The 19,302-nt window shown below is 65.1% G+C and carries 18 protein-coding genes; all 18 read right to left on the reverse strand.

The window, feature by feature from the left end; translation table 11 throughout:
- Window positions 1–81: 81 nt before the first annotated feature.
- On the reverse strand, window positions 82–729 hold the full coding sequence (locus K225_RS0115015; RefSeq protein ID WP_026437171.1) for a LysE family translocator: 648 nt from the start codon (window positions 727–729) through the stop codon (window positions 82–84).
- A gap of 182 nt (window positions 730–911) precedes the next feature.
- The gene (locus K225_RS0115020; protein ID WP_026437172.1) at window positions 912–1,751 is read right to left on the reverse strand and encodes a DUF429 domain-containing protein; all 840 of its coding nucleotides are present in this window, start codon (window positions 1,749–1,751) and stop codon (window positions 912–914) included.
- A gap of 220 nt (window positions 1,752–1,971) precedes the next feature.
- Window positions 1,972–2,394 carry a BLUF domain-containing protein gene (locus K225_RS0115025; protein WP_026437173.1) on the reverse strand — a complete coding sequence of 141 codons (423 nt, stop codon included), beginning with the start codon at window positions 2,392–2,394 and terminating at the stop codon, window positions 1,972–1,974.
- Between the two features lies 1 nt (window position 2,395).
- Entirely contained in the window at window positions 2,396–3,121 is a 726-nt protein-coding gene (gene folE / locus K225_RS0115030; RefSeq protein WP_026437174.1) for a GTP cyclohydrolase I, read from the reverse strand.
- A 113-nt stretch (window positions 3,122–3,234) separates the two neighbouring features.
- The gene (gene clsB / locus K225_RS0115035) at window positions 3,235–4,452 is read right to left on the reverse strand and encodes a cardiolipin synthase ClsB (RefSeq protein ID WP_026437175.1); all 1,218 of its coding nucleotides are present in this window, start codon (window positions 4,450–4,452) and stop codon (window positions 3,235–3,237) included.
- Between the two features lie 7 nt (window positions 4,453–4,459).
- Entirely contained in the window at window positions 4,460–5,209 is a 750-nt protein-coding gene (locus tag K225_RS0115040) for an endonuclease/exonuclease/phosphatase family protein (protein WP_026437176.1), read from the reverse strand.
- A complete protein-coding gene (gene nudB, locus K225_RS0115045) occupies window positions 5,206–5,694 on the reverse strand; it encodes a dihydroneopterin triphosphate diphosphatase (RefSeq protein WP_026437177.1) in 489 nt (162 codons plus the stop codon). The genes K225_RS0115040 and nudB overlap by 4 nt, the downstream gene beginning before the upstream one ends.
- A 109-nt stretch (window positions 5,695–5,803) precedes the next feature.
- Entirely contained in the window at window positions 5,804–7,618 is a 1,815-nt protein-coding gene (gene aspS / locus K225_RS0115050; RefSeq protein WP_026437178.1) for an aspartate--tRNA ligase, read from the reverse strand.
- Window positions 7,619–7,658: 40 nt separating this feature from the next.
- Entirely contained in the window at window positions 7,659–8,285 is a 627-nt protein-coding gene (locus K225_RS0115055) for a DUF502 domain-containing protein (protein ID WP_026437179.1), read from the reverse strand.
- Between the two features lie 8 nt (window positions 8,286–8,293).
- Window positions 8,294–8,641, reverse strand: a complete 348-nt coding sequence (locus tag K225_RS0115060; RefSeq protein WP_026437180.1) for an FmdB family zinc ribbon protein — start codon at window positions 8,639–8,641, stop codon at window positions 8,294–8,296.
- 70 nt (window positions 8,642–8,711) lie between these two features.
- Window positions 8,712–10,157, reverse strand: coding sequence for a sodium:solute symporter family protein (locus K225_RS0115065; RefSeq protein ID WP_026437181.1), 1,446 nt, complete (start codon window positions 10,155–10,157; stop codon window positions 8,712–8,714).
- Between the two features lie 70 nt (window positions 10,158–10,227).
- Window positions 10,228–11,793 carry a ubiquinone biosynthesis regulatory protein kinase UbiB gene (gene ubiB / locus K225_RS0115070; protein ID WP_026437182.1) on the reverse strand — a complete coding sequence of 522 codons (1,566 nt, stop codon included), beginning with the start codon at window positions 11,791–11,793 and terminating at the stop codon, window positions 10,228–10,230.
- Entirely contained in the window at window positions 11,790–12,407 is a 618-nt protein-coding gene (locus tag K225_RS0115075; RefSeq protein ID WP_026437183.1) for a hypothetical protein, read from the reverse strand. The genes ubiB and K225_RS0115075 overlap by 4 nt, the downstream gene beginning before the upstream one ends.
- Window positions 12,408–12,446: 39 nt before the next feature.
- Entirely contained in the window at window positions 12,447–13,454 is a 1,008-nt protein-coding gene (locus K225_RS0115080) for a Tim44 domain-containing protein (RefSeq protein WP_026437184.1), read from the reverse strand.
- A gap of 50 nt (window positions 13,455–13,504) precedes the next feature.
- Window positions 13,505–14,236, reverse strand: coding sequence for a bifunctional demethylmenaquinone methyltransferase/2-methoxy-6-polyprenyl-1,4-benzoquinol methylase UbiE (gene ubiE / locus K225_RS0115085; protein ID WP_026437185.1), 732 nt, complete (start codon window positions 14,234–14,236; stop codon window positions 13,505–13,507).
- Between the two features lie 208 nt (window positions 14,237–14,444).
- Entirely contained in the window at window positions 14,445–14,867 is a 423-nt protein-coding gene (locus tag K225_RS0115090) for a gamma-butyrobetaine hydroxylase-like domain-containing protein (RefSeq protein ID WP_026437186.1), read from the reverse strand.
- 77 nt (window positions 14,868–14,944) lie between these two features.
- Window positions 14,945–15,376 (reverse strand): HIT family protein, encoded by a 432-nt coding sequence (locus K225_RS0115095; RefSeq protein WP_026437187.1) that lies wholly within the window; start codon window positions 15,374–15,376, stop codon window positions 14,945–14,947.
- Entirely contained in the window at window positions 15,376–19,293 is a 3,918-nt protein-coding gene (locus K225_RS0115100) for a DUF3683 domain-containing protein (RefSeq protein WP_026437188.1), read from the reverse strand. The genes K225_RS0115095 and K225_RS0115100 overlap by 1 nt, the downstream gene beginning before the upstream one ends.
- Window positions 19,294–19,302: the final 9 nt, after the last annotated feature.

Genomic DNA, 19,302 nt, shown 5'->3' on the forward strand with positions numbered 1-19,302 from the left:
GCCAGCAGCTATTGATTTGATAGTCTGCCGATGGTGCAACCTGCCGTGTGCGGCCGTGCGTTGGCGGGGCCGTTGCAGGCGTCAGCGCTCGGCCGTGGCCAGCCGCACCGCCAGGCCCAGAAACACCAGGCCCGCCACGCGGTTGAGCGCGGTCTGCGCGCGCGCCGAGCGCTGCAGCAGCGCCCCGAAGCCCCCGGAAAAGCAGGCGATGGCCCCGAACACCAGCAGCGTGGCCAGCATGAACACCACCCCCAGCAGCATGAGCTGCAGCGCCACGCTGCCGCGCGCCGGGTCGGCAAACTGCGGCAAAAAGGCCAGGAAGAACACCAGCACCTTGGGGTTGGTGAGGTTCATGACCATGCCGCGCCCCACCATGCGCCCCAGGCTGGGACCACCCCGGTTGCCCTGGGCCGTGGCGACGGCGGACTCCTGGGCCGTGGCAGCCGGCGCCCGCAGGGCCTGCCACGCCAGAAAGGCCAGATAGGCCGCGCCGCAGTACTTGAGCACGGTGAACGCCATGGCCGATGCGGCAAACACGGCCGCCAGCCCCAGGGCCACGGCCGCGGTGTGCACCACGAGGCCGGCGCACAGGCCCACCACCACCGCCATGCCGGCGCGCCAGCCGCGCTGGGCCGATTGCAGCAGCACAAACAGATTGTCAGGGCCGGGTGTCAGGCCCAGCAGCACCGACACGCCAAAGAAAGTGAGCAGGGTTTCGAAAGCAGGCATGGCCAGGAGAATCTACAAATGCGGAGTTGTCCATTGTGCCAACGTCGCGGCACAAACCCTCCGCAAGCTGCCACCGCATCGGCCGATGCGTCACGCGTCCAGCCCTTGCCGGGCGAGGTCTGCGCGCAGATGCGGTGGCTGTCCACCGGGCTGCGCCCGCAATACCAGGGCGGCGGCGCAGGTCAGGCCGTGACAATCCAGCCCTCCAGACCATCCAGCCCCTGGGGCAAGCCATAGAGCGCATCGCCCGCCGCATGGCGCTGCTGCGCCCAGGCCGCCTGCAGAAGGCACAGCACGGCGTCCAGGCGGTCGCCGCTGGCATCATCCACCAGCGCATCGCGCTGGGCGTGGCTGAGCTTGAGCCGCAGCCCGAGCCGGGTCTGCCCATGCTCGAGCGCGGTGATCAGGTCCTTGCGCGCGATCAGCCGCTCGGGCGTTTGCTTGGCGCGGTCGTCGCTCTTGTAGCTGCGGCGCGCCAGGATTTCGCGCGCCAGCAGGCCGGGGTAGGCCTCCAGCGCCACGCGTCCAGGGTCGCCGGAATGCAGGCCCGGCAGGTGGGCGTCGGCGTCCAGCAGCAGCGGCACGCCGGCGTGCAGCATGTAGGCCACGGGCGGGTTGACCCATTTCATGGAGGGGCTGGAGCCCGCGGGAGCGTCGGTGGCCCGGTGGGCAAACTTGCCGCCCACGGGGCGTGCAGCACAGAACGCGGCGAACTGGTCGCGGATCTGCGCCCGCGTGAGCGTGCGGTAGTGCTGCATGCAGGCCAGCCAGTCCGTGGGCCAGCCCAGCGCCTGGACCAGCGCGCGTGGCAGGCCAAAGGGCAGATCGAAGCCGCCCACCCAGGCGCGTGGCTGGGCCAGCCAGTGCGCAAAGCCATCGAGGGTGTCAAAGGTTTCCAGCCCCCGCAATTGCACCCGCGTTGCCACGCGCTGGCCCAGCGCCAGCACGATGGGCTTGCGCCGGCTGGGGCTGCTGGAGAAGTCGCAGCCCAGCAGCATGGGGTTGGCCAGGTCGGTCGTCATGGGTGCTTGTCCAAGATCACGGAAGCCGGAATGCAAAAGGCCGCAGCGCCGTGTTGGCGGCTGCGGCCCAAGAAGTTGCATCCCAATGGCATCAAGGAAAAGTGGGAGGGATTGGCATAGCGAGCGGCCTCAGCTTGCGTCGAGGAGCACAGCCGCACTCCCGTGCGGCGAGCACCGCAGGCGCAAGATCATGTCGCGCAGTAGCCAAGCGCCCCACTTTTCAGGCGCGGCCAATGATGCTCGCCGTCGCCATCAGCTCTTCGAGCAGCGCAAACGACACCTTGCCCGACACCGCATACGGGTCGAGCTCGGGTTTTTCGGAATACTTGAGCAGGATGGAGTGGTTGATCTTGGACAGGTTCACCTGCCCCATGGTCCAGCCGCCAAAGCGCCGCTCGGCGATTTCTTCGTAGTGCAGCAGTTCCACATCCTTGTGGCGCGGGTCGCGCTGGATGTGGCCATACAGTTCGTTGACGGCCGAGCGTCCGCCCTCGATGGCCTGCAGGAAGACCCCGCCGCCATAGCACAGGATGCCGGTGATGCCGCAGCCCGGGTTGTGCTGGCGCGACTGGGTGAGGATGGCCTCGATGGCGGCGGGCGAAGTGTCCACCGCACGGCTGGCATAGAGCAGGCGCACAAGCATGTCAGTTCCTTCCGGGAATGAGCGAGAGGAATTCGCGGCGCAGGGCGCTGTCCTTGAGGAACACGCCGCGCATCACGGAGTTGATCATCTTGCTGTCCATGTCGCGCACACCGCGCCAGGACATGCAGAAGTGGCTGGCCTCCATCACGATGGCCAGGCCGTCGGGCTGGGTTTTTTCCATGATGAGATCGGCCAGCTGCACCACGGCCTCTTCCTGGATCTGCGGGCGGCCCATGACCCAGTCGACGATGCGGGCGTATTTGGACAGACCGATCACGTTGGTGTGCTCGTTGGGCATGATGCCGATCCAGATCTTGCCCATGACGGGGCAGAAATGGTGGCTGCAGGCACTGCGCACCGTGAGCGGCCCCACGATCATGAGTTCGTTGAGGTGCTCGGCGTTGGGAAACTCGGTAATGGATGGCGCCTGCACATAGCGGCCCTTGAACACCTCGTTGAGGTACATCTTGGCCACGCGGCGCGCGGTGTTGTTGGTGTTGTGGTCGTCCTGGGTGTTGATGACCAGGCTGTCGAGCACGCCCTGCATCTTCACCTCGACCTCGTCGAGCAGCCGCTCCAGCTCGCCGGGCTCGATGAATTCGGCAATGTTGTCGTTGGCGTTGAAGCGCTTGCGCGCCGCGGCGATGCGCTCGCGGATCTTCACGGAAACAGGCGTGCCTTCATCCGGCGGAATGGGCGTCATATCGGCAACTGGTTGACTGGACATGGCTGCATCCTACCAGTGAATGCCAGCCTGCCAGTTTCAAGGGTTTTAGCCCTCTAGATCTTATAAAACAAGCGTCAATAGCTATATATTAAATAGCAAATCAGTGCGTGCGCTCAGTACCGGTTCCCCGTGACCCACAGGGCCAGGCGCATCAGGCCAAAGGCCATGCGGTCGAGCACGCGCTGGCGCAGGGGGCGGCCGGCGTAGCGGGCCGGGTCCATGCGCCGCCCGGCGTGCTGCATGGCATGCACCAGGCGCTGGCGCAGGTCAACGGCAAAGGCGGCATCTTCGACCACCACATTGGCCTCGCGCGCCAGCAGCAGGCTCAAAGGGTCGAGGTTGGACGATCCCACCGTGGCCCATGGTTTGTCGCCATGGGCGTCGATCACCGCCACCTTGGCGTGCAGGAAGCTGGGCTCGTATTCGTGGATCTCCACCCCGGCCGCCAGCAGCGCGCCATACACTGGCCGCGCCGCGTGGTACTGCATGAAATACTCGTAGCGCCCCTGCAGCAGCAGCTGCACGCGCACGCCCCGGCGGGCCGCCAGGATCAGGGCGCGGCGCAGTTTGCCGCCGGGCACGAAATAGGCGTTGGCGATGATGATCTCGTGGCGCGCGGCACCAATGGCGCGCCGGTAGGCCTTCTCGATGCGGCTGCGGTTGCGCACGTTGTCGCGCAGCACCAGCGCCGCCCGCATGCCAGGTGCGTCCGGGTCGTGCTGCGTGGCGTGCCGGGTGGCGCTGGCGGCCCGCAGGTCGCGCACGGCTTGCGGCAAACGGTGCAGGCGCACGTCGCGTACCGCCTGCAGGCGCCACCACAGGCGCTCCATGGTCTGGCTGGCCTGCCCTGCCAGCGAGCCGGTGGCCTGCACGGCAAAATCAAACCGCGGCGCATCCAGCTCGCCATGGTTGGGGTCGTACAGGTCGTCCAGCACATTGATGCCGCCGCAAAACACCAGCAGGCCATCGACCACGCACAGCTTGCGGTGCAGGCGGCGCCAGCGGTGGGGCAGCAGCAGCCCCAGCGGCCCCAGCGGCGAATACACCCGCACCTGCACACCCGCCGCCCGCAGGCGCTGCTGCCAGGTCTTGGGCAGTGGCCCGGTGCCCACGCCATCCACCACCAGGTGGGTGCGCACACCGCGCTGCGCAGCGCGGATCAGCGCCTCGGCCACCTGCGCGCCCGCGCCGGTGAAGTCAAAGATGTAGGTCTCGAACTGGATATCGGAAAGCGCCGCATCCATGGCCTCGATCAGGGCCGGAAACAGCTCCTGCGCGCCCTGCAGCAGGCGCACCCGGTGGTCTTTGGCAAAATCGGCCACCCGTTTCATCGGTGGGTCAAAGTCTGAACTCGGCAATCAGCGGCAGGTGATCGGACATGCGCCACCAGATGCGCCCGCGCGGCACATGCAACCCGATGGGCGACAGCCCGCGCACATAGACATGGTCCAGCTGCACCAGCGGCAGCCGGGCGGGGTAGGTAAAGGCCCGCGGCGCATCAAACTCATACAGGCCAAAGCCCGCCAGCATGCGCTTGATCTGCGCCCCCCAGTCGTTGAAGTCCCCGGCCACCACCACGGGCGAACCCGGCGGCACCTCGCGCTCGATGAACTGTTGCAGGCGCTCGACCTGCCGCACCCGGCTGCCGGGAATCAGCCCCAGGTGCACCACGATCACATGCACGCGGCGGCCATGCGCGTCCACCTCCACATGCAGCAGGCCGCGCTGCTCGAAGCGATGGTCGGAGATGTCTTCGTGCTGGTGCCCGATCACCGGCCAGCGCGAGAGCAATGCGTTGCCGTGTTCCCCATGTTTGGTGAAGGCGTTGGTGCGGTAGATTGCCTCGTAACCCTCGGGCGCCAGGTATTCAGCCTGCGGCACATCGGGCCAGCGCTGGAAATACGCGGCTTCCCGGCGGTGCAGCTTGCGCACCTCCTGCAGGCAGACGATGTCGGCATCGAGCTGCTCCACCGCCAGGCCCAGGTTGTGGATCTCCAGGCGGCGCGCCGGGCCTATGCCCTGCACCCCCTTGTGGATGTTGTAGGTGGCGACGCGCAGAATGTCGGAAGCGTGGGGCGATGGGTTCATGGCAGGACAAATTGTGGCAGCAACAGAATGGCCTCGGCATTGGACGGCGAGTAGCAGCGATCGGCCGCCTCGCACCAGGGCCACCAGGCCCAGTCCTGGTGCTCTCGCGGGCTCAGCACCACCGGCAGGGCGGCCGGAACCTGCAGGCCCCACAGGTGCTCGGTGTTGCGCCCCACCCCCGGTGCGTAGCGGTGCAGCCATTGCGGATAGATGTCATACACATTTTCCAGGCCCCAGTCGCGCAGCGTACACCCGGGGGCATCCGCGCGGATACCGGTCTCTTCCCACACCTCGCGCACGGCGGTTTCGTGCCAACTCTCCTGCAGGCTGTCCTTGCTGCCGGTGACCGATTGCCAGAATGCCTGGCCATCGGGCGCATCGACCGCGCGGCGGATCAGCAGCACTTCAAGCGCCGGCGTGTGGATCACCACCAGCACCGACTGGGGGATCTTGAATGCCGGCTCCGGCAAGGTCACCCCCCGCATCGCTGCGCCTGCATTGTGGATCTTAGGACTGGGGCGCGTGGCCATCTGGTCTCCCCAAGAAAAAGGGCGCCCCGAAGGCGCCCCTGGATTTTGCACAAAGTCCGGCCGATCAGTCCGCTTTCACGGCATCGGGGTTGCGCAGGCGGATGTGCAGTTCGCGCAGCTGCTTTTCATCGACCACGGATGGCGCCTGGGTCAGCAGGCACTGGGCGCGCTGGGTCTTGGGGAAGGCGATCACGTCGCGGATTGACTCGGCACCGGTCATCAGCGTGACGATGCGATCGAGACCGAAGGCCAGGCCGCCGTGCGGGGGCGCGCCGTATTGCAGGGCGTCGAGCAGGAAGCCGAACTTCTGCTGCGCTTCTTCGGGCGTGATCTTGAGGGCGTCGAACACTTTTTGCTGCACGTCGGCGCGGTGGATACGGACGGAGCCGCCACCCATTTCCCAGCCGTTGAGCACCATGTCGTAGCCCTTGGAGATGCACTTCTCGGGCGCGGTGACCATGTAGTCCTCGTGGCCGTCCTTGGGGGCGGTGAAGGGGTGGTGCACGGCAACCCAGCGGTCGTTTTCCTCGTCGTGCTCGAACATGGGGAAGTCCACCACCCACAGCGGCGCCCAGCGGTCATCGAACAGGCCGTTCTTCTTGCCGAACTCGCTGTGGCCGATCTTGATGCGCAACGCACCGATGGCGTCGTTGACGATCTTTTCCTTGTCGGCACCGAAGAACAGCAAATCGCCGTCCTGGGCGCCCGTGCGCTGCAGGACCGCTTGCAGGGCCGCATCGTGGATGTTTTTCACGATGGGCGACTGCAGGCCGTCGCGCCCCTTGGCCAGCTCGTTGACGCGGATGTAGGCCAGGCCCTTGGCACCGTAGATCTTGACGAACTCGGTGTAGGCGTCGATCTCGCCGCGGCTGATGCCACCGTTCTCTTGGGAGCCACCGGGTACGCGCAAGGCCACGACGCGGCCGTTCTTCATGTTGGCCGCGCCCGAGAAGACCTTGAAGTCCACGTCCTTCATCACGTCGGTCAGCTCGGTGAATTCGAGCTTCACACGCAGGTCGGGCTTGTCCGAACCGTACAGGCGCGCAGCCTCCTGGTAGGTCATGACGGGGAACTCGCCCAGGTCCACGCCCAGCGTGTTCTGGAACACCGTCTTGATCATGCCCTGGAACATGTCGCGGATTTCCTGCTCGTCCATGAACGAGGTCTCGATATCGATCTGCGTGAATTCGGGCTGGCGGTCAGCGCGCAGGTCTTCGTCGCGGAAGCACTTGGTGATCTGGTAGTAACGGTCGAACCCCGCCACCATCAGCAGCTGCTTGAACAGCTGGGGCGACTGGGGCAGCGCAAAGAAGTGGCCATCGTGCACGCGGCTGGGCACGAGGTAGTCGCGTGCGCCTTCGGGCGTGCTCTTGGTGAGCATCGGGGTTTCGATGTCGATGAAGCCGTTGGCATCGAGGAACTTGCGCACCTCCATGGACACGCGGTAGCGCAGCTTCAGGTTGTTCTGCATGTAGGGGCGGCGCAGATCGAGCACACGGTGCGTGAGGCGCGTGGTCTCCGACAGGTTTTCCTCGTCGATCTGGAACGGTGGCGTGACCGAGGGGTTGAGCACGTTCAGTTCGTGGCACAGCACCTCGATCCTGCCGCTTTGGAGGTTGTCATTGGTCGTGCCCTCGGGGCGCGCACGCACCAGACCTCTGACCTGCACGCAGAACTCGTTGCGCACGCCTTCGGCGGTCTTGAACATCTCGGCGCGGTCGGGGTCGCAGACCACCTGCACCGAGCCTTCGCGGTCGCGCAGGTCGATGAAGATCACGCCGCCATGGTCGCGGCGGCGGTTCACCCAGCCCGACAGGGTGACGGTTTGGCCCAGCTGGGCTTCGGTCACAAGACCGCAATAGTGGGAACGCATGGCCATGGCAAAACTTCCGGCGCCGCTGTGGCGCATTAAGAGAGACTCACTTGGAGGAGACAGGGGCAAGGGCGGGGTCGGACGGAGCGACCACGCCCATCGAAATAATGTATTTGAGCGCTGCGTCCACGCTCATGTCGAGCTCGACGCAGTCGCTCTTGCGCACCATCACGAAATACCCACCGGTGGGATTGGGGGTGGTGGGCACATACACGCTGACGAACTCATCGCGCAGATACGCCGCCACTTCGCCGCTGGGAGTGCCCGTGACGAAGGCGACGGTCCAGACCCCTTCACGGGGCCATTGCACCAGCACGGCAGTGCGAAAGGCGTTTCCGCTTTCGGAAAACAGCGTGTCGGAGACCTGCTTGACGCTCGAATAGATGGATCGCACCACCGGAATACGGCTGACCAGCGCATCGCCCCATTGCACCAGCTTGCGCCCGGCGAAGTTGCTGGCCGTCGCCCCCACCACCAGCAGGATCAGCAGGGTCAGCAGCACGCCAAAGCCCGGGATATGGAATCCCAGCAGCTTGTCGGGTTGCCAGGCACCGGGCAGGATCTGCAGGGTCTGGTCGAGCGTGCCCACGATCCAGTTGAGCACCGCGATGGTGATCACCCCCGGAACAATCACCAGCAGGCCGGTGAACAGCCATTTGCGCAAAGCGGACATTGAAGGACTCAGTCAGTAGTGGTGGCGCTGGCAGCCGTGGTGGCCGGGGCTGCACTGGCAACCTCTTTCCTGGCGGCACCGGTGTCGGCCGCGGCGGGCGCGGAAGCCGAAGCACCTGCGGCACCCTGGCCATCACCCTTTGCATCGGTGGCGGGGGCAGAGGTGCCACTGTTGCCACCCCGGAAATCCGTCACATACCAGCCGGAGCCCTTGAGCTGGAAGCCTGCGGCCGTGACCTGCTTGGAGAAGGCTTCGGCGCCGCACGCGGGGCACACCGTGAGTTGAGGATCCGAGATTTTTTGCAGCACATCCTTGGCATGGCCGCAGGAGCCGCATTTGTAGGCGTATATAGGCATGACGAGAGTGTTGGGGGAAAGTGCAAAACCTTTAATTATAGGCGGCAGCGCTTTCTTCAACACCTCTGGCTCATTCCACTCCCACCATGCGATGGTGCCCGGCGTGGCTGTTGCGCACGGCCTGCGGGCCCAGCGAGCCCGCCAGCATGCCCACCAGCGCTGCCAGCAAACCGGCCAGCTGCGCCGGAAACACCTGGCCGGCCGGAGTGGCCAGAAACAGCAGCCAGGTCAGCAGGCCCAGCACGATGGCAAAAACCGCGCCCTGGGTGGTGGCCCGCTTCCAGTAAAGGCCAAACACCAGCGGCACAAAGGCGCCGACCAGCGGCACCTGGTAGGCGCCGGAGACCAGCTCATAGATGGAAGTGCCCTCCATGCGGATGGCATAGGCCAGCACCAGGCCGCTGAACACCAGCGTGGTGATGCGCATGGTGCGCAAATGCTGCCTGTCGGAGGCATGCGGACGGAACTGGCGCCAGATGTTCTCGGTAAACGTCACGCTGGGCGCCAGCAGGGTGGCCGACGCGGTGGACTTGAGTGCCGACAGCAGCGCGCCAAAAAAGAGCACCTGCATGACAAAGGGCATCTTGTTCAGCACCAGCGTGGGCAGCACCTTTTGCGGGTCGTCCTTGAGCAGCGCTGCGGTCTCGGCGGGCATGATGAGGAGCGCGCTGGCCACCAGAAACATCGGGACAAAGGCAAACAGGATGTAGCAGATGCCACCAATCACGGGGCCGCGCGTGGCGGCCTGGATGTTGTTGGCCGACATGACGCGCTGAAACACATCCTGCTGGGGAATCGAGCCAAACATCATCGTGACACCGGCCGCAATGAAGAACACGATGTCGTGGAATTTGGGCTCGGGCAGAAAGCGGAACAGTTCACGGCTGGAGGCCAGCTCGATGACCTTGTCCGCCCCACCGGCCATGTTGCCCGCAAACACGGCAATCAACGTCAGCCCCACCACCAGGATGATCATCTGGATGAAGTCGGTCACGGCCACCGACCACATGCCGCCAAACAAGGTGTACGCCAGGATCGAAACCACCCCGATCGTCATGCCCATGGGGATGCTGATGGCCCCACCGGACAGCAGATTGAACACCAGTCCCAATGCGGTGACCTGGGCCGACACCCAGCCCAGGTAGCTCAGCATGATGATCAGCGAGCACACGACTTCCACCACGCGGCCATAGCGCTCGCGGTAATAGTCGCTGATGGTCAGCAGCGTCATGCGGTAGAGCTTGCCCGCAAAGAAGAGACCCACCAGAATCAGGCAGAAACCCGCACCAAACGGGTCTTCGACCACATTGCCCAGCCCACCCTCGATGAACTTGGCCGGAATCCCCAGCACCGTCTCCGAACCAAACCAGGTGGCGAACGTGGTGGTGACGATCATGTACAGCGGCAGGTGCCGCCCGGCAATCGCGAAATCGGCGGCATTCTTGACCCGCTTGGCGGCAACCAGGCCAATGGCGATGGTGATCAACAGATAGACGATAACCAGGGTCAACAGCACGGCATGTTCCTTGATGTCGCGAATGAAAAGAAAATTGAAAAAGAGAAAGCAATAGCTGAACCAGCCAGCGTCAGAAGAGCCGGACCCTGACCATCAGCTGCATCACCAGCAGGCCCAGCACAAAGCCCAGCCCCCCATAAATGATGCTTTGCAACAGGCGATTGGTGCGCTTTTGCGCCTCCAGCAAGTCGCGCATGGCGCTTTGCGACTCGGCCGGCCGCCGGCTCAGATAGTCATACAGCAGGCGCGGCAGCTCGGGCAAGAGCTTGGCATAGTGCGGCGCCTCGGCCCGCAGCTCGCGCCACAGGCGTTGCGGGCCCATCTGCTCCAGCATCCACTTCTCAAGGAAGGGCTTGGCGGTGCTCCAGAGATCCAGCTCCGGGTCGAGCTGGCGGCCCAGGCCTTCGATGTTGAGCAGGGTTTTTTGCAGCAGCACCAGTTGCGGCTGGATTTCGACCTGAAAGCGCCGCGACGTCTGAAACAGGCGCATCAGCACCATGCCCAGCGATATTTCCTTGAGCGGACGGTCAAAATAGGGTTCGCACACGGCGCGGATCGCCGATTCGAGGTCGTTGACGCGGGTTTCCGGGGGCACCCAGCCGCTTTCGATGTGCAGTTCGGCCACGCGCTTGTAGTCGCGGCGAAAAAAGGCCACGAAGTTCTGCGCCAGATACTCTTTGTCCACTTCGGTGAGCGTGCCCACGATGCCGAAATCCAGCGAGATATAGCGCCCGAAGGTGGCCGGCTCCAGGCTCACCTGGATGTTGCCCGGGTGCATGTCGGCATGAAAGAAGCCGTCGCGGAACACCTGGGTGAAGAAGATCGTGACGCCATCGCGCGCCAACTTGGGGATATCCACCCCTGCATCGCGCAGGCGCTCGACCTGGCTGATGGGCACGCCGTTCATGCGCTGCATCACCATGACTTCGGGGTGGCAGAAATCCCAGTGGATTTCCGGAATCAGCACCAGATCCAGCCCCTGCATGTTGCGGCGCAGCTGCGCGGCGTTGGCTGCTTCACGCACCAGATCCAGTTCATCGTGCAGGTAGTTGTCGAATTCGGCCACCACCTCGCGCGGCTTGAGGCGCTTGCCATCGGCCGACAGGTTCTCCAGCCACCCGGCCATCATGCGCATGAGGCTCAGGTCTTTTTCGATAACCGGCAGCATGCCCGGCCGCAGCACCTTGACGGCCACCTCGCGCTCCACGCCGCCCCGGTCGCGCAAGATGGCGAAATGCACCTGCGCAATCGAGGCACTGGCCACCGGCACGCGGTCGAACGCAACAAACACCTCGTCCACCGGGCGGCGGAAAGCGCGCTCGATGGTGGCAATGGCGATGTCCGGATCAAACGGCGGCACGCGGTCTTGCAGCCGCGCCAACTCATCGGCCATGTCGGCGGGCAGCAGGTCGCGCCGGGTCGAGAGCACTTGGCCAAACTTGACGAAGATGGGGCCGAGTTGCTCCAGCGCCTCGCGCAGGCGCTGGCCGCGCGGCGCCTCCAGATTGCGGCCGATCGAAAGAACGCGTGACAGCAGGCGCAGCCAGGGCTTCTGGAAACTGTCCAGCACCAGGCCATCAAGCCCATACCGGAACACCACCCAGACAATGGTAGCGCCCCGCAGAAAACGCTTCATGGAGCGGTCCGGTCGGCAGTGCCCGACGATGATGCTGGCGCAACAGGGGCCGCCGGAGGGGCAGCAGCGGGCACCGGGTCAGCAGCGGCTGATGCCATGCGCGTGCCCACGAACTGTCGCAACGCCTGCGCCGCCTTGCGCACCACCTGGCCCAGCGTGTGCGCTGGCGCGTCGCCAATCACGCGGGCAACGTCTTCTTCCAGGTCCCAGCGGACATGGTCGACCAGCCAGTTGATCTCGGCCGCCAGTTGCACATCGCCCTCGATTCGGATCGCCGGCTTGTCGCCCCGCAGGGCAACGCTTGCCAGCGCCAGGGGAGAAGTTTCGGTGACTTCCAGCTGCAAATCGGGCACCGCGCCTTCAGGCGCCACGTTGAACAGGCCCGCTGGCGTGATCAGCAAGGCCATCGAATAAGAGCGCCACTGAACGCGTGCCACGCGGTCGCGCTGGCGCACCAGGCGGTCCATGGCTTCTTTTTCCTGCATCAACACATGGTTGAGAAACAGGACCAGACGCTGCTGCATCTCGTGCACCAGCCACTGCGGTGGTTGCGGGCCGGCGGCCACGCGGTCAAGAAGACCATCCAGAAATGAAAAAGGGGACTGTGTTGCCATAGTCCCCGATTATTCCCTGAACCGGGAAGCCCTGCCGCTTTACTGCAGTGCCTGCACGCCCGCCACCAGCCAGCCGCTGGCACCCGCCTTGGCCTTGGTCATGTTCCACACTTCGCGGAACGGGCTGGGCCCGGCGGAAAGTTCTTCACGGATCATGCCCGAGAACTCCACGCTGGCCATATAGCCGTCGTCCAGTTCTTCGATGCCCAGCAACTGGGCCTCGATCATGACCACATCGGTGTGGTTGGGCTGGTCGCCCCGGTGCGATTCGCGCTCGGTCAGCTGGGTGCGAATTTCATCGAGCATGCCGTCGGTCATCATCGAGCGCAGCGTGGCGATGTCGGAGCGGTCCCACGCGGCCTGCAGCGTGACGAAATTGCGCTTGGCCGCCACGAGGAAGCCGTCGGTGTCGAACCCCTCTGGAATGCCCCAGTTTTGCGAACCCGAAAGAGCCGAGCCGATCATCGTGCCCGCACCCTGTTGCTGCCGCGAAGCATCGAACGCCATGCCGCCACGCTCCCATGGCCGGGCCGAGGCATCGTTGCCCACCTTGTCAGGGCTGTATTGGGGGGGCACTTGCGCTGCTGCAGGCGTCGCGGCACCGGCACCCTGGAAGGCAAACGGAGCCCCGCCAGCCACGGCGCCAGCGCCCCCGCCGCTGCGGTTGCGCATCACCATCTTGAACACAGCAAAAGCGGCCATGGCCAACAAGGCAACCATCAGGATATTGCCAAAGCCTTCACCCAAACCAAGAGAGCTGGCGAGCCAGGCCAGCCCCAGGCCGGCAGCCAGGCCGCCCAGCATGGCGCCCCAGGGTTTCTTGGCGGCTGCGGCCGGTGCCGCGGCGGCAGCGGGCTTGGCAGCCGTTGTGTTGGTGGCCGTCTGCGCCGGTGCGCCCGGCGTTGCGGGCGGCGTGGCCGACTCGCGCTGGGTCACATTGCTGGACTGCTTGCCCACCGACTTGCCACCACCCATGCGGCCGGCATCCGCATCGGCATGTGCAAACGCCAGCATCGCCACCAACACCACAGACCACAGTTTCATCATGATTTCTCCGTCTCCGTTAATTCATTCCAAGCGAAGCGCTCGGTATCTGCTCAGCACTTGATTCCAACATGCAAGGCCACAATGCCCGCCGTCATGTTGTGATAGTCCACATGCCCAAAGCCATTTTTCTGCATGAGGCTTTTGAGCTCTTCCTGCCCCGGATGCATGCGGATGGACTCCGCCAGGTAGCGGTAGCTGGCATCGTCGCCCGCCACCAGCTTGCCCAGCCGGGGGAGCACCTTGAAGGAATACCAGTCGTACGCCTTGGTGAGCGGCTGGGCCACCTTGGAAAATTCCAGCACCAGCAACTTGCCGCCGGGCTTGAGCACACGGCACATTTCGGCAATCGCCTGGTCCTTGTGCGTCATGTTGCGCAGGCCAAAAGCGACGCTCACCACGTCGAAATGCGCGTCGGGGAAAGGCAGCTTTTCCGCATCACACACCAGCGTGGGCAACACCACGCCCGCATCGATGAGGCGGTCGCGCCCCACGCGCAGCATGGCTTCGTTGATATCGGTGTGCACCACGCGGCCCGAGGTGCCCACCTTCCTGGAGAACGCCAGTGCCAGATCGCCCGTGCCACCGGCAATGTCCAGCACCTGGCTGCCTTCGCGCAGGTTGGCCACCATCACGGTGTAGGCCTTCCAGGCGCGGTGCAGGCCCGCCGACATGAGGTCGTTCATCACGTCGTATTTGGAGGCCACGGAGTCGAACACGCCGCGCACGCGGCGCGCCTTGTCCTGCTCGTCCACCGACTGGAAACCGAAATGCGTGGTGCTCATAGAAATCATGCTAGGCGCGTGAACGCCAGAGGTACAGCGACAACCCCGCGCTGACTTGGGGCATCTGTCGCAATTAAGACAATGCCATTTCAACAAAAAATGGCCGCCAGCGCTCATTTATAAAGCGCCAATAGCTACATTTTAAGTAGCAAACTGATCCGCGGGGGCAAGCTCCGCTGGTACGGCGGCCCGCCTGCCCCGCCAGCCTTCAGTGGCTGCCACACGCATGACCGCCCGCCCGCCCCTTGGGCGCCATGGGCGCATCGCGGTCCACCCCGGCGGCGGCCAGGCGTTCGGTGTACTGCGCCCACAGCGCATCCTGCTGCTGGCCCAGTTCGTAGAGGTAGTCCCAGGTGAAGATGCCGCTGTCGTGTCCATCGGAGAACGTGGGCTTGACGGCATAGTTGCCCACAGGTTCCAGATGGACCAGTGCCACGTCACGCTTGCCCGTCTGCAGCACCTCCTGGCCCGGGCCGTGGCCCTGCACCTCCGCAGACGGCGAGTACACGCGCATCAGCTCGAATGGAATGCGGAACGTGGCGCCATCGGAAAAGCCCACCTCCAGCACCCGCGATGCCTCGTGCACCGTGAGTGCCTGTGGCGTGGGAGCGCCCGCTTTCAAACCTGCCATGGAGTCACCTGTAGAAAAACTGCTGTCGAAGAATGTTGCGATTGTCCTCCCGCGCCGGAGAATCCAATGCGTCAGGTTCAAGGGGCCTGCAAAGCGGCCAGTTGCGACTGCATCCAGCCCTCCAGCTGCGGCAGCCGGGCTCGTACCGCAGCCTCTTGCGCTGGGGGGCTGGGCCGCTGCGCTGCCGCCCAGACGGGCGCGGGAAAGTGGCTGTCCCAGCCAAACCGCGCAATCACATGCCAGTGCAGGTGCGGCACCATGTTGCCCAGCGCCGCGAGGTTGACCTTGGTCGGCGACAGGTGCTGGCGCAGGGCCTGCTCCACCACGGTGACGGCATCCATGCAGTGCAGTCGCGCGCCCGCATCGAGGTCGGAGAACTCGGGCACATGCGCGTTCCAGACCACGCGGTAGAACGCGGGAAAGCCCGCCTCGTCGGCACGGATCACGCGCAGCTTCTCGCCGCGCCAGACGAGCTGGCCGCCGTCGGCGTCGCACAGCGGGCAGGCCATCAGACCAGCACCCGCTCAATGCCGCCGCTGTTGGCGCGCTGCACGTATTCGGGCAGCCAGTTCTCGCCCAGAATCTGCCTGGCCATCTCGATGACGATGTAGTCGGCTTCGAGCAGGCCAGTCTGCAGATCGTCGCCGTAGCGCGTGATGCCCTGCAGGCAGCTGGGGCAGCTGGTCAGGATCTTGATATTGTCCTGCGCCCCCACGGCGCCGCTGGCGCGCAGCTGGGCCTCGCCCTTGCGGATTTCCTCTTCCTTGCGAAAGCGCACCTGAGTTGACACGTCGGGTCGCGTCACGCCCAGGGTGCCAGACTCGCCGCAGCAGCGCTCGCTCTTAAGCACCTTGTCGCCCACCAAGGCACGCACGGTCTTCATCGAGTCGCCCTGCTTCATCGGGTTGTGGCAGGGCTCGTGGTACAGGTAGCCGCCCTGCCCTGCGGGCAGCGTGATGCCTTTTTCCAGCAGGTATTCGTGGATGTCGATGATGCGGCAGCCCGGGAAGATCTTGTCGAACTCGTAGCCCTGCAGCTGGTCGTAGCAGGTGCCGCAGCTCACCACCACGGTCTTGATGTCGAGGTAGTTCAGCGTGTTGGCCACGCGGTGGAAGAGCACGCGGTTGTCCGTGATCATCTTCTCGGCCTTGTCGAACTGGCCGCTGCCGCGCTGCGGGTAGCCGCAGCACAGGTAGCCCGGCGGCAGCACCGTCTGCACGCCCGCGTGCCAGAGCATGGCCTGCGTGGCCAGACCCACCTGGCTGAACAGGCGCTCGGAGCCGCAACCGGGGAAGTAGAACACCGCCTCGGTCTCGGCCGTGGTGGCTTGCGGATTGCGGATGATGGGCACGTAGTCCTTGTCCTCGATGTCCAGCAGCGCGCGCGCGGTTTTCTTGGGCAGGCCACCCGGCAGCTTCTTGTTGACGAAGTGGATCACCTGCTCCTTGATCGGCGCCGTACCCACCGTGGCCGGCGGGTGCGCCGTCTGTTTGCGCGAGACCTTGCGCAGCAGGTCCACGGCCATGCGCTGCGCCTTGAAGCCCACATCGACCATGGCCGTGCGCAGCAGCTTGATGGTGTCCGGGTTGGTGGCGTTGAGCATGGTCATGGCCAGCGCGTTGCCCGGGCGGAAGCTCTTCTTGCCCATCTTGCGCAGCAGGTTGCGCATGTTCATGGTGACGTCGCCGAAGTCGATCTTCACCGGGCAGGGGCTCTCGCACTTGTGGCACACCGTGCAGTGGTCGGCCACGTCTTCAAATTCCTGCCAGTGCTTGATGCTCACGCCGCGGCGGGTCTGCTCTTCGTACAGGAAGGCCTCGACCAGCAGCGAGGTCGCCAGGATCTTGTTGCGCGGGCTGTACAGCAGGTTGGCGCGCGGCACGTGCGTGGAGCACACGGGCTTGCACTTGCCGCAGCGCAAGCAGTCCTTGACCGAATCGGCAATCGCGCCGATGTCGCTCTGCTGCATGATCAGCGACTCGTGGCCCATCAGGCCAAAGCTGGGCGTGTAGGCGTTGGTCAGATCGGCATGCAGCAGTGGATTGGCGGCCAAACCGGCCTCTTTCGCTTGCCCGTCCAGCACCGGAAGCTCCTGATTGCGGAGCAACTTGCCCTTGTTGAAGCGCCCTTGCGGGTCCACCTTCTGCTTGTACTGCGCAAAGGGGCGCAGTTCGTCGTCGGTCAGAAACTCCAGCTTGGTGATGCCGATGCCGTGCTCACCCGAGATCACGCCATCGAGGCTGCGCGCCAGCACCATGATGCGTTCGACCGCCTGGTGCGCGGTCTGCAGCATGTCGTAGTCGTCGCTGTTGACCGGCAGGTTGGTATGCACATTGCCGTCGCCCGCGTGCATGTGCAGCGCCACCCACACGCGGCCCTTGAGCACACGCTTGTGGATGGCGGTGGCTTCGTCGAGGATGGGCAGGAACGCCGCACCCGAGAAGATGCCCTGCAGGGGTGCGCGCAGCTGGGTTTTCCAGCTCGCGCGCAGGGTGTGGTCCTGCAGTTGCGGAAACAGGGTGTCCACGTTCTGCAGCCAGCCGGACCACAGCGCACGCACCTCGGCCACCAGCGCAAGGGCCTGGGCCACGCGGTCTTCCAGCAGTTCGGCCGAGGGGATTTCGCTCGCGTCGTCGTGCCTGCCCAGCGGCAGGTTGCCGCGCTCGAAAAACTCGGTGAGCGCGTCGCACAGCTTGATCTTGTTGCGCAGGGAGAGCTCGATGTTGATGCGCTCGATGCCGTCGGTGTACTCGGCCATGCGCGGCAGCGGGATCACCACGTCCTCATTGATCTTGAAGGCGTTGGTGTGGCGGCTGATGGCGGCCGTGCGCTTGCGGTCGAGCCAGAATTTCTTGCGCGCCTCGGGGCTGATGGCGATGAAGCCTTCGCCGCTGCGCGAATTGGCAATGCGCACGACTTCGCTGGCCACGCGCGCCACGTCGTCAGCGTTGTCGCCCGCGATGTCGCCGAACAGCACCATCTTGGGCAGGCCGCCGCCGTGCTTCTTGCTCTTGGTGGTGTAACCCACGGCCTTCAGGTAGCGGTCGTCCAGATGCTCCAGGCCGGCCAGCAAGACGCCACTGCGCTTTTGCTCGGCGAACATGAAGTCCTTGATTTCGACGATGCTGGGCACGGCGTTCTTGGCGTTGCCAAAGAACTCCAGGCACACGGTGCGCGTGTGCTCGGGCATGCGGTGCACCACCCAGCGCGCGCTCGTGATGAGGCCGTCGCAGCCCTCCTTCTGGATGCCGGGCAGGCCCGAGAGGAACTTGTCGGTCACGTCCTTGCCCAGGCCTTCCTTGCGGAAGGTCTTGCCCGGGATGGCCAGGCGCTCGGTGCGCACGGGCGTCCTGCCGTCGGCCTCGAAGTACTGCAACTCGAAAGTGGCAGTCTCCACGTCATGGATCTTGCCCATGTTGTGGTCCAGGCGGGTCACTTCCAGCCACTGGGCCTCGGGCGTCACCATGCGCCAGCTGGCCAGGTTGTCGAGTGCCGTGCCCCACAGCACGGCTTTCTTGCCACCGGCGTTCATGGCGATGTTGCCGCCGATGCACGAGGCCTCGGCGCTGGTCGGGTCCACGGCAAACACAAAGCCTGCACGCTCGGCGGCGTCGGCCACGCGCTGGGTGACCACACCGGCTTCGGTCCACACCGTGCCCACCTCGCGGTCCAGGCCCGGCAGGCGGCGCATCTCCACCTCGGTCATGGCTTCGAGCTTCTCGGTGTTGATGACCACACTCTTCCAGGTCAGCGGAATCGCGCCGCCGGTGTAGCCCGTGCCGCCCCCGCGCGGGATGATGGTCAGCCCGAGCTCGATGCAGCCCTTGACCAGGCCGGCCATCTCGGCCTCGGTGTCGGGCGTGAGCACGACGAAGGGGTATTCGACGCGCCAGTCGGTGGCGTCCGTCACGTGGCTCACACGCGAGAGGCCATCGAACTTGATGTTGTCGCGGGCCGTGAGGCGGCCCAGGGTCTTCTGGATCTGGCGGCGCAGCGTGGCGGCCTGTTCGAACGTGGCATCGAACTGAGCCACCGCGCGGCGCGCGGCCTGCGCCAACTCGCCCACCAGGCGGTCGCGCTCGGCGTCGTCGTCGGGCGTGCGGCGCTTGTCGATCTCGCCCAGGCGGTGCTGCAGGGCATCGACCAGCAGCTTGCGGCGCGCGGGGTTGTCCAGCAGATCATCCTGTAGGTAGGGGTTGCGCTGCACCACCCAGATATCGCCCAGCACCTCGTACAGCATGCGGGCCGAACGGCCCGTGCGGCGCTCGTTGCGCAACTGGTCGAGCACCTCCCAGGCAGGCGCCCCCAGCAGGCGGATCACGATCTCCCGGTCGGAGAACGAGGTGTAGTTGTAGGGAATCTCGCGCAGACGCACAGGCTCGGCGGCCTGGGTCTGCAGGGCAGCCAACGCAATCGGAACATTCATGGGATCAAC

The organism is Acidovorax sp. JHL-9 (assembly GCF_000426205.1).
GTDB lineage: Bacteria > Pseudomonadota > Gammaproteobacteria > Burkholderiales > Burkholderiaceae_C > Acidovorax > Acidovorax soli.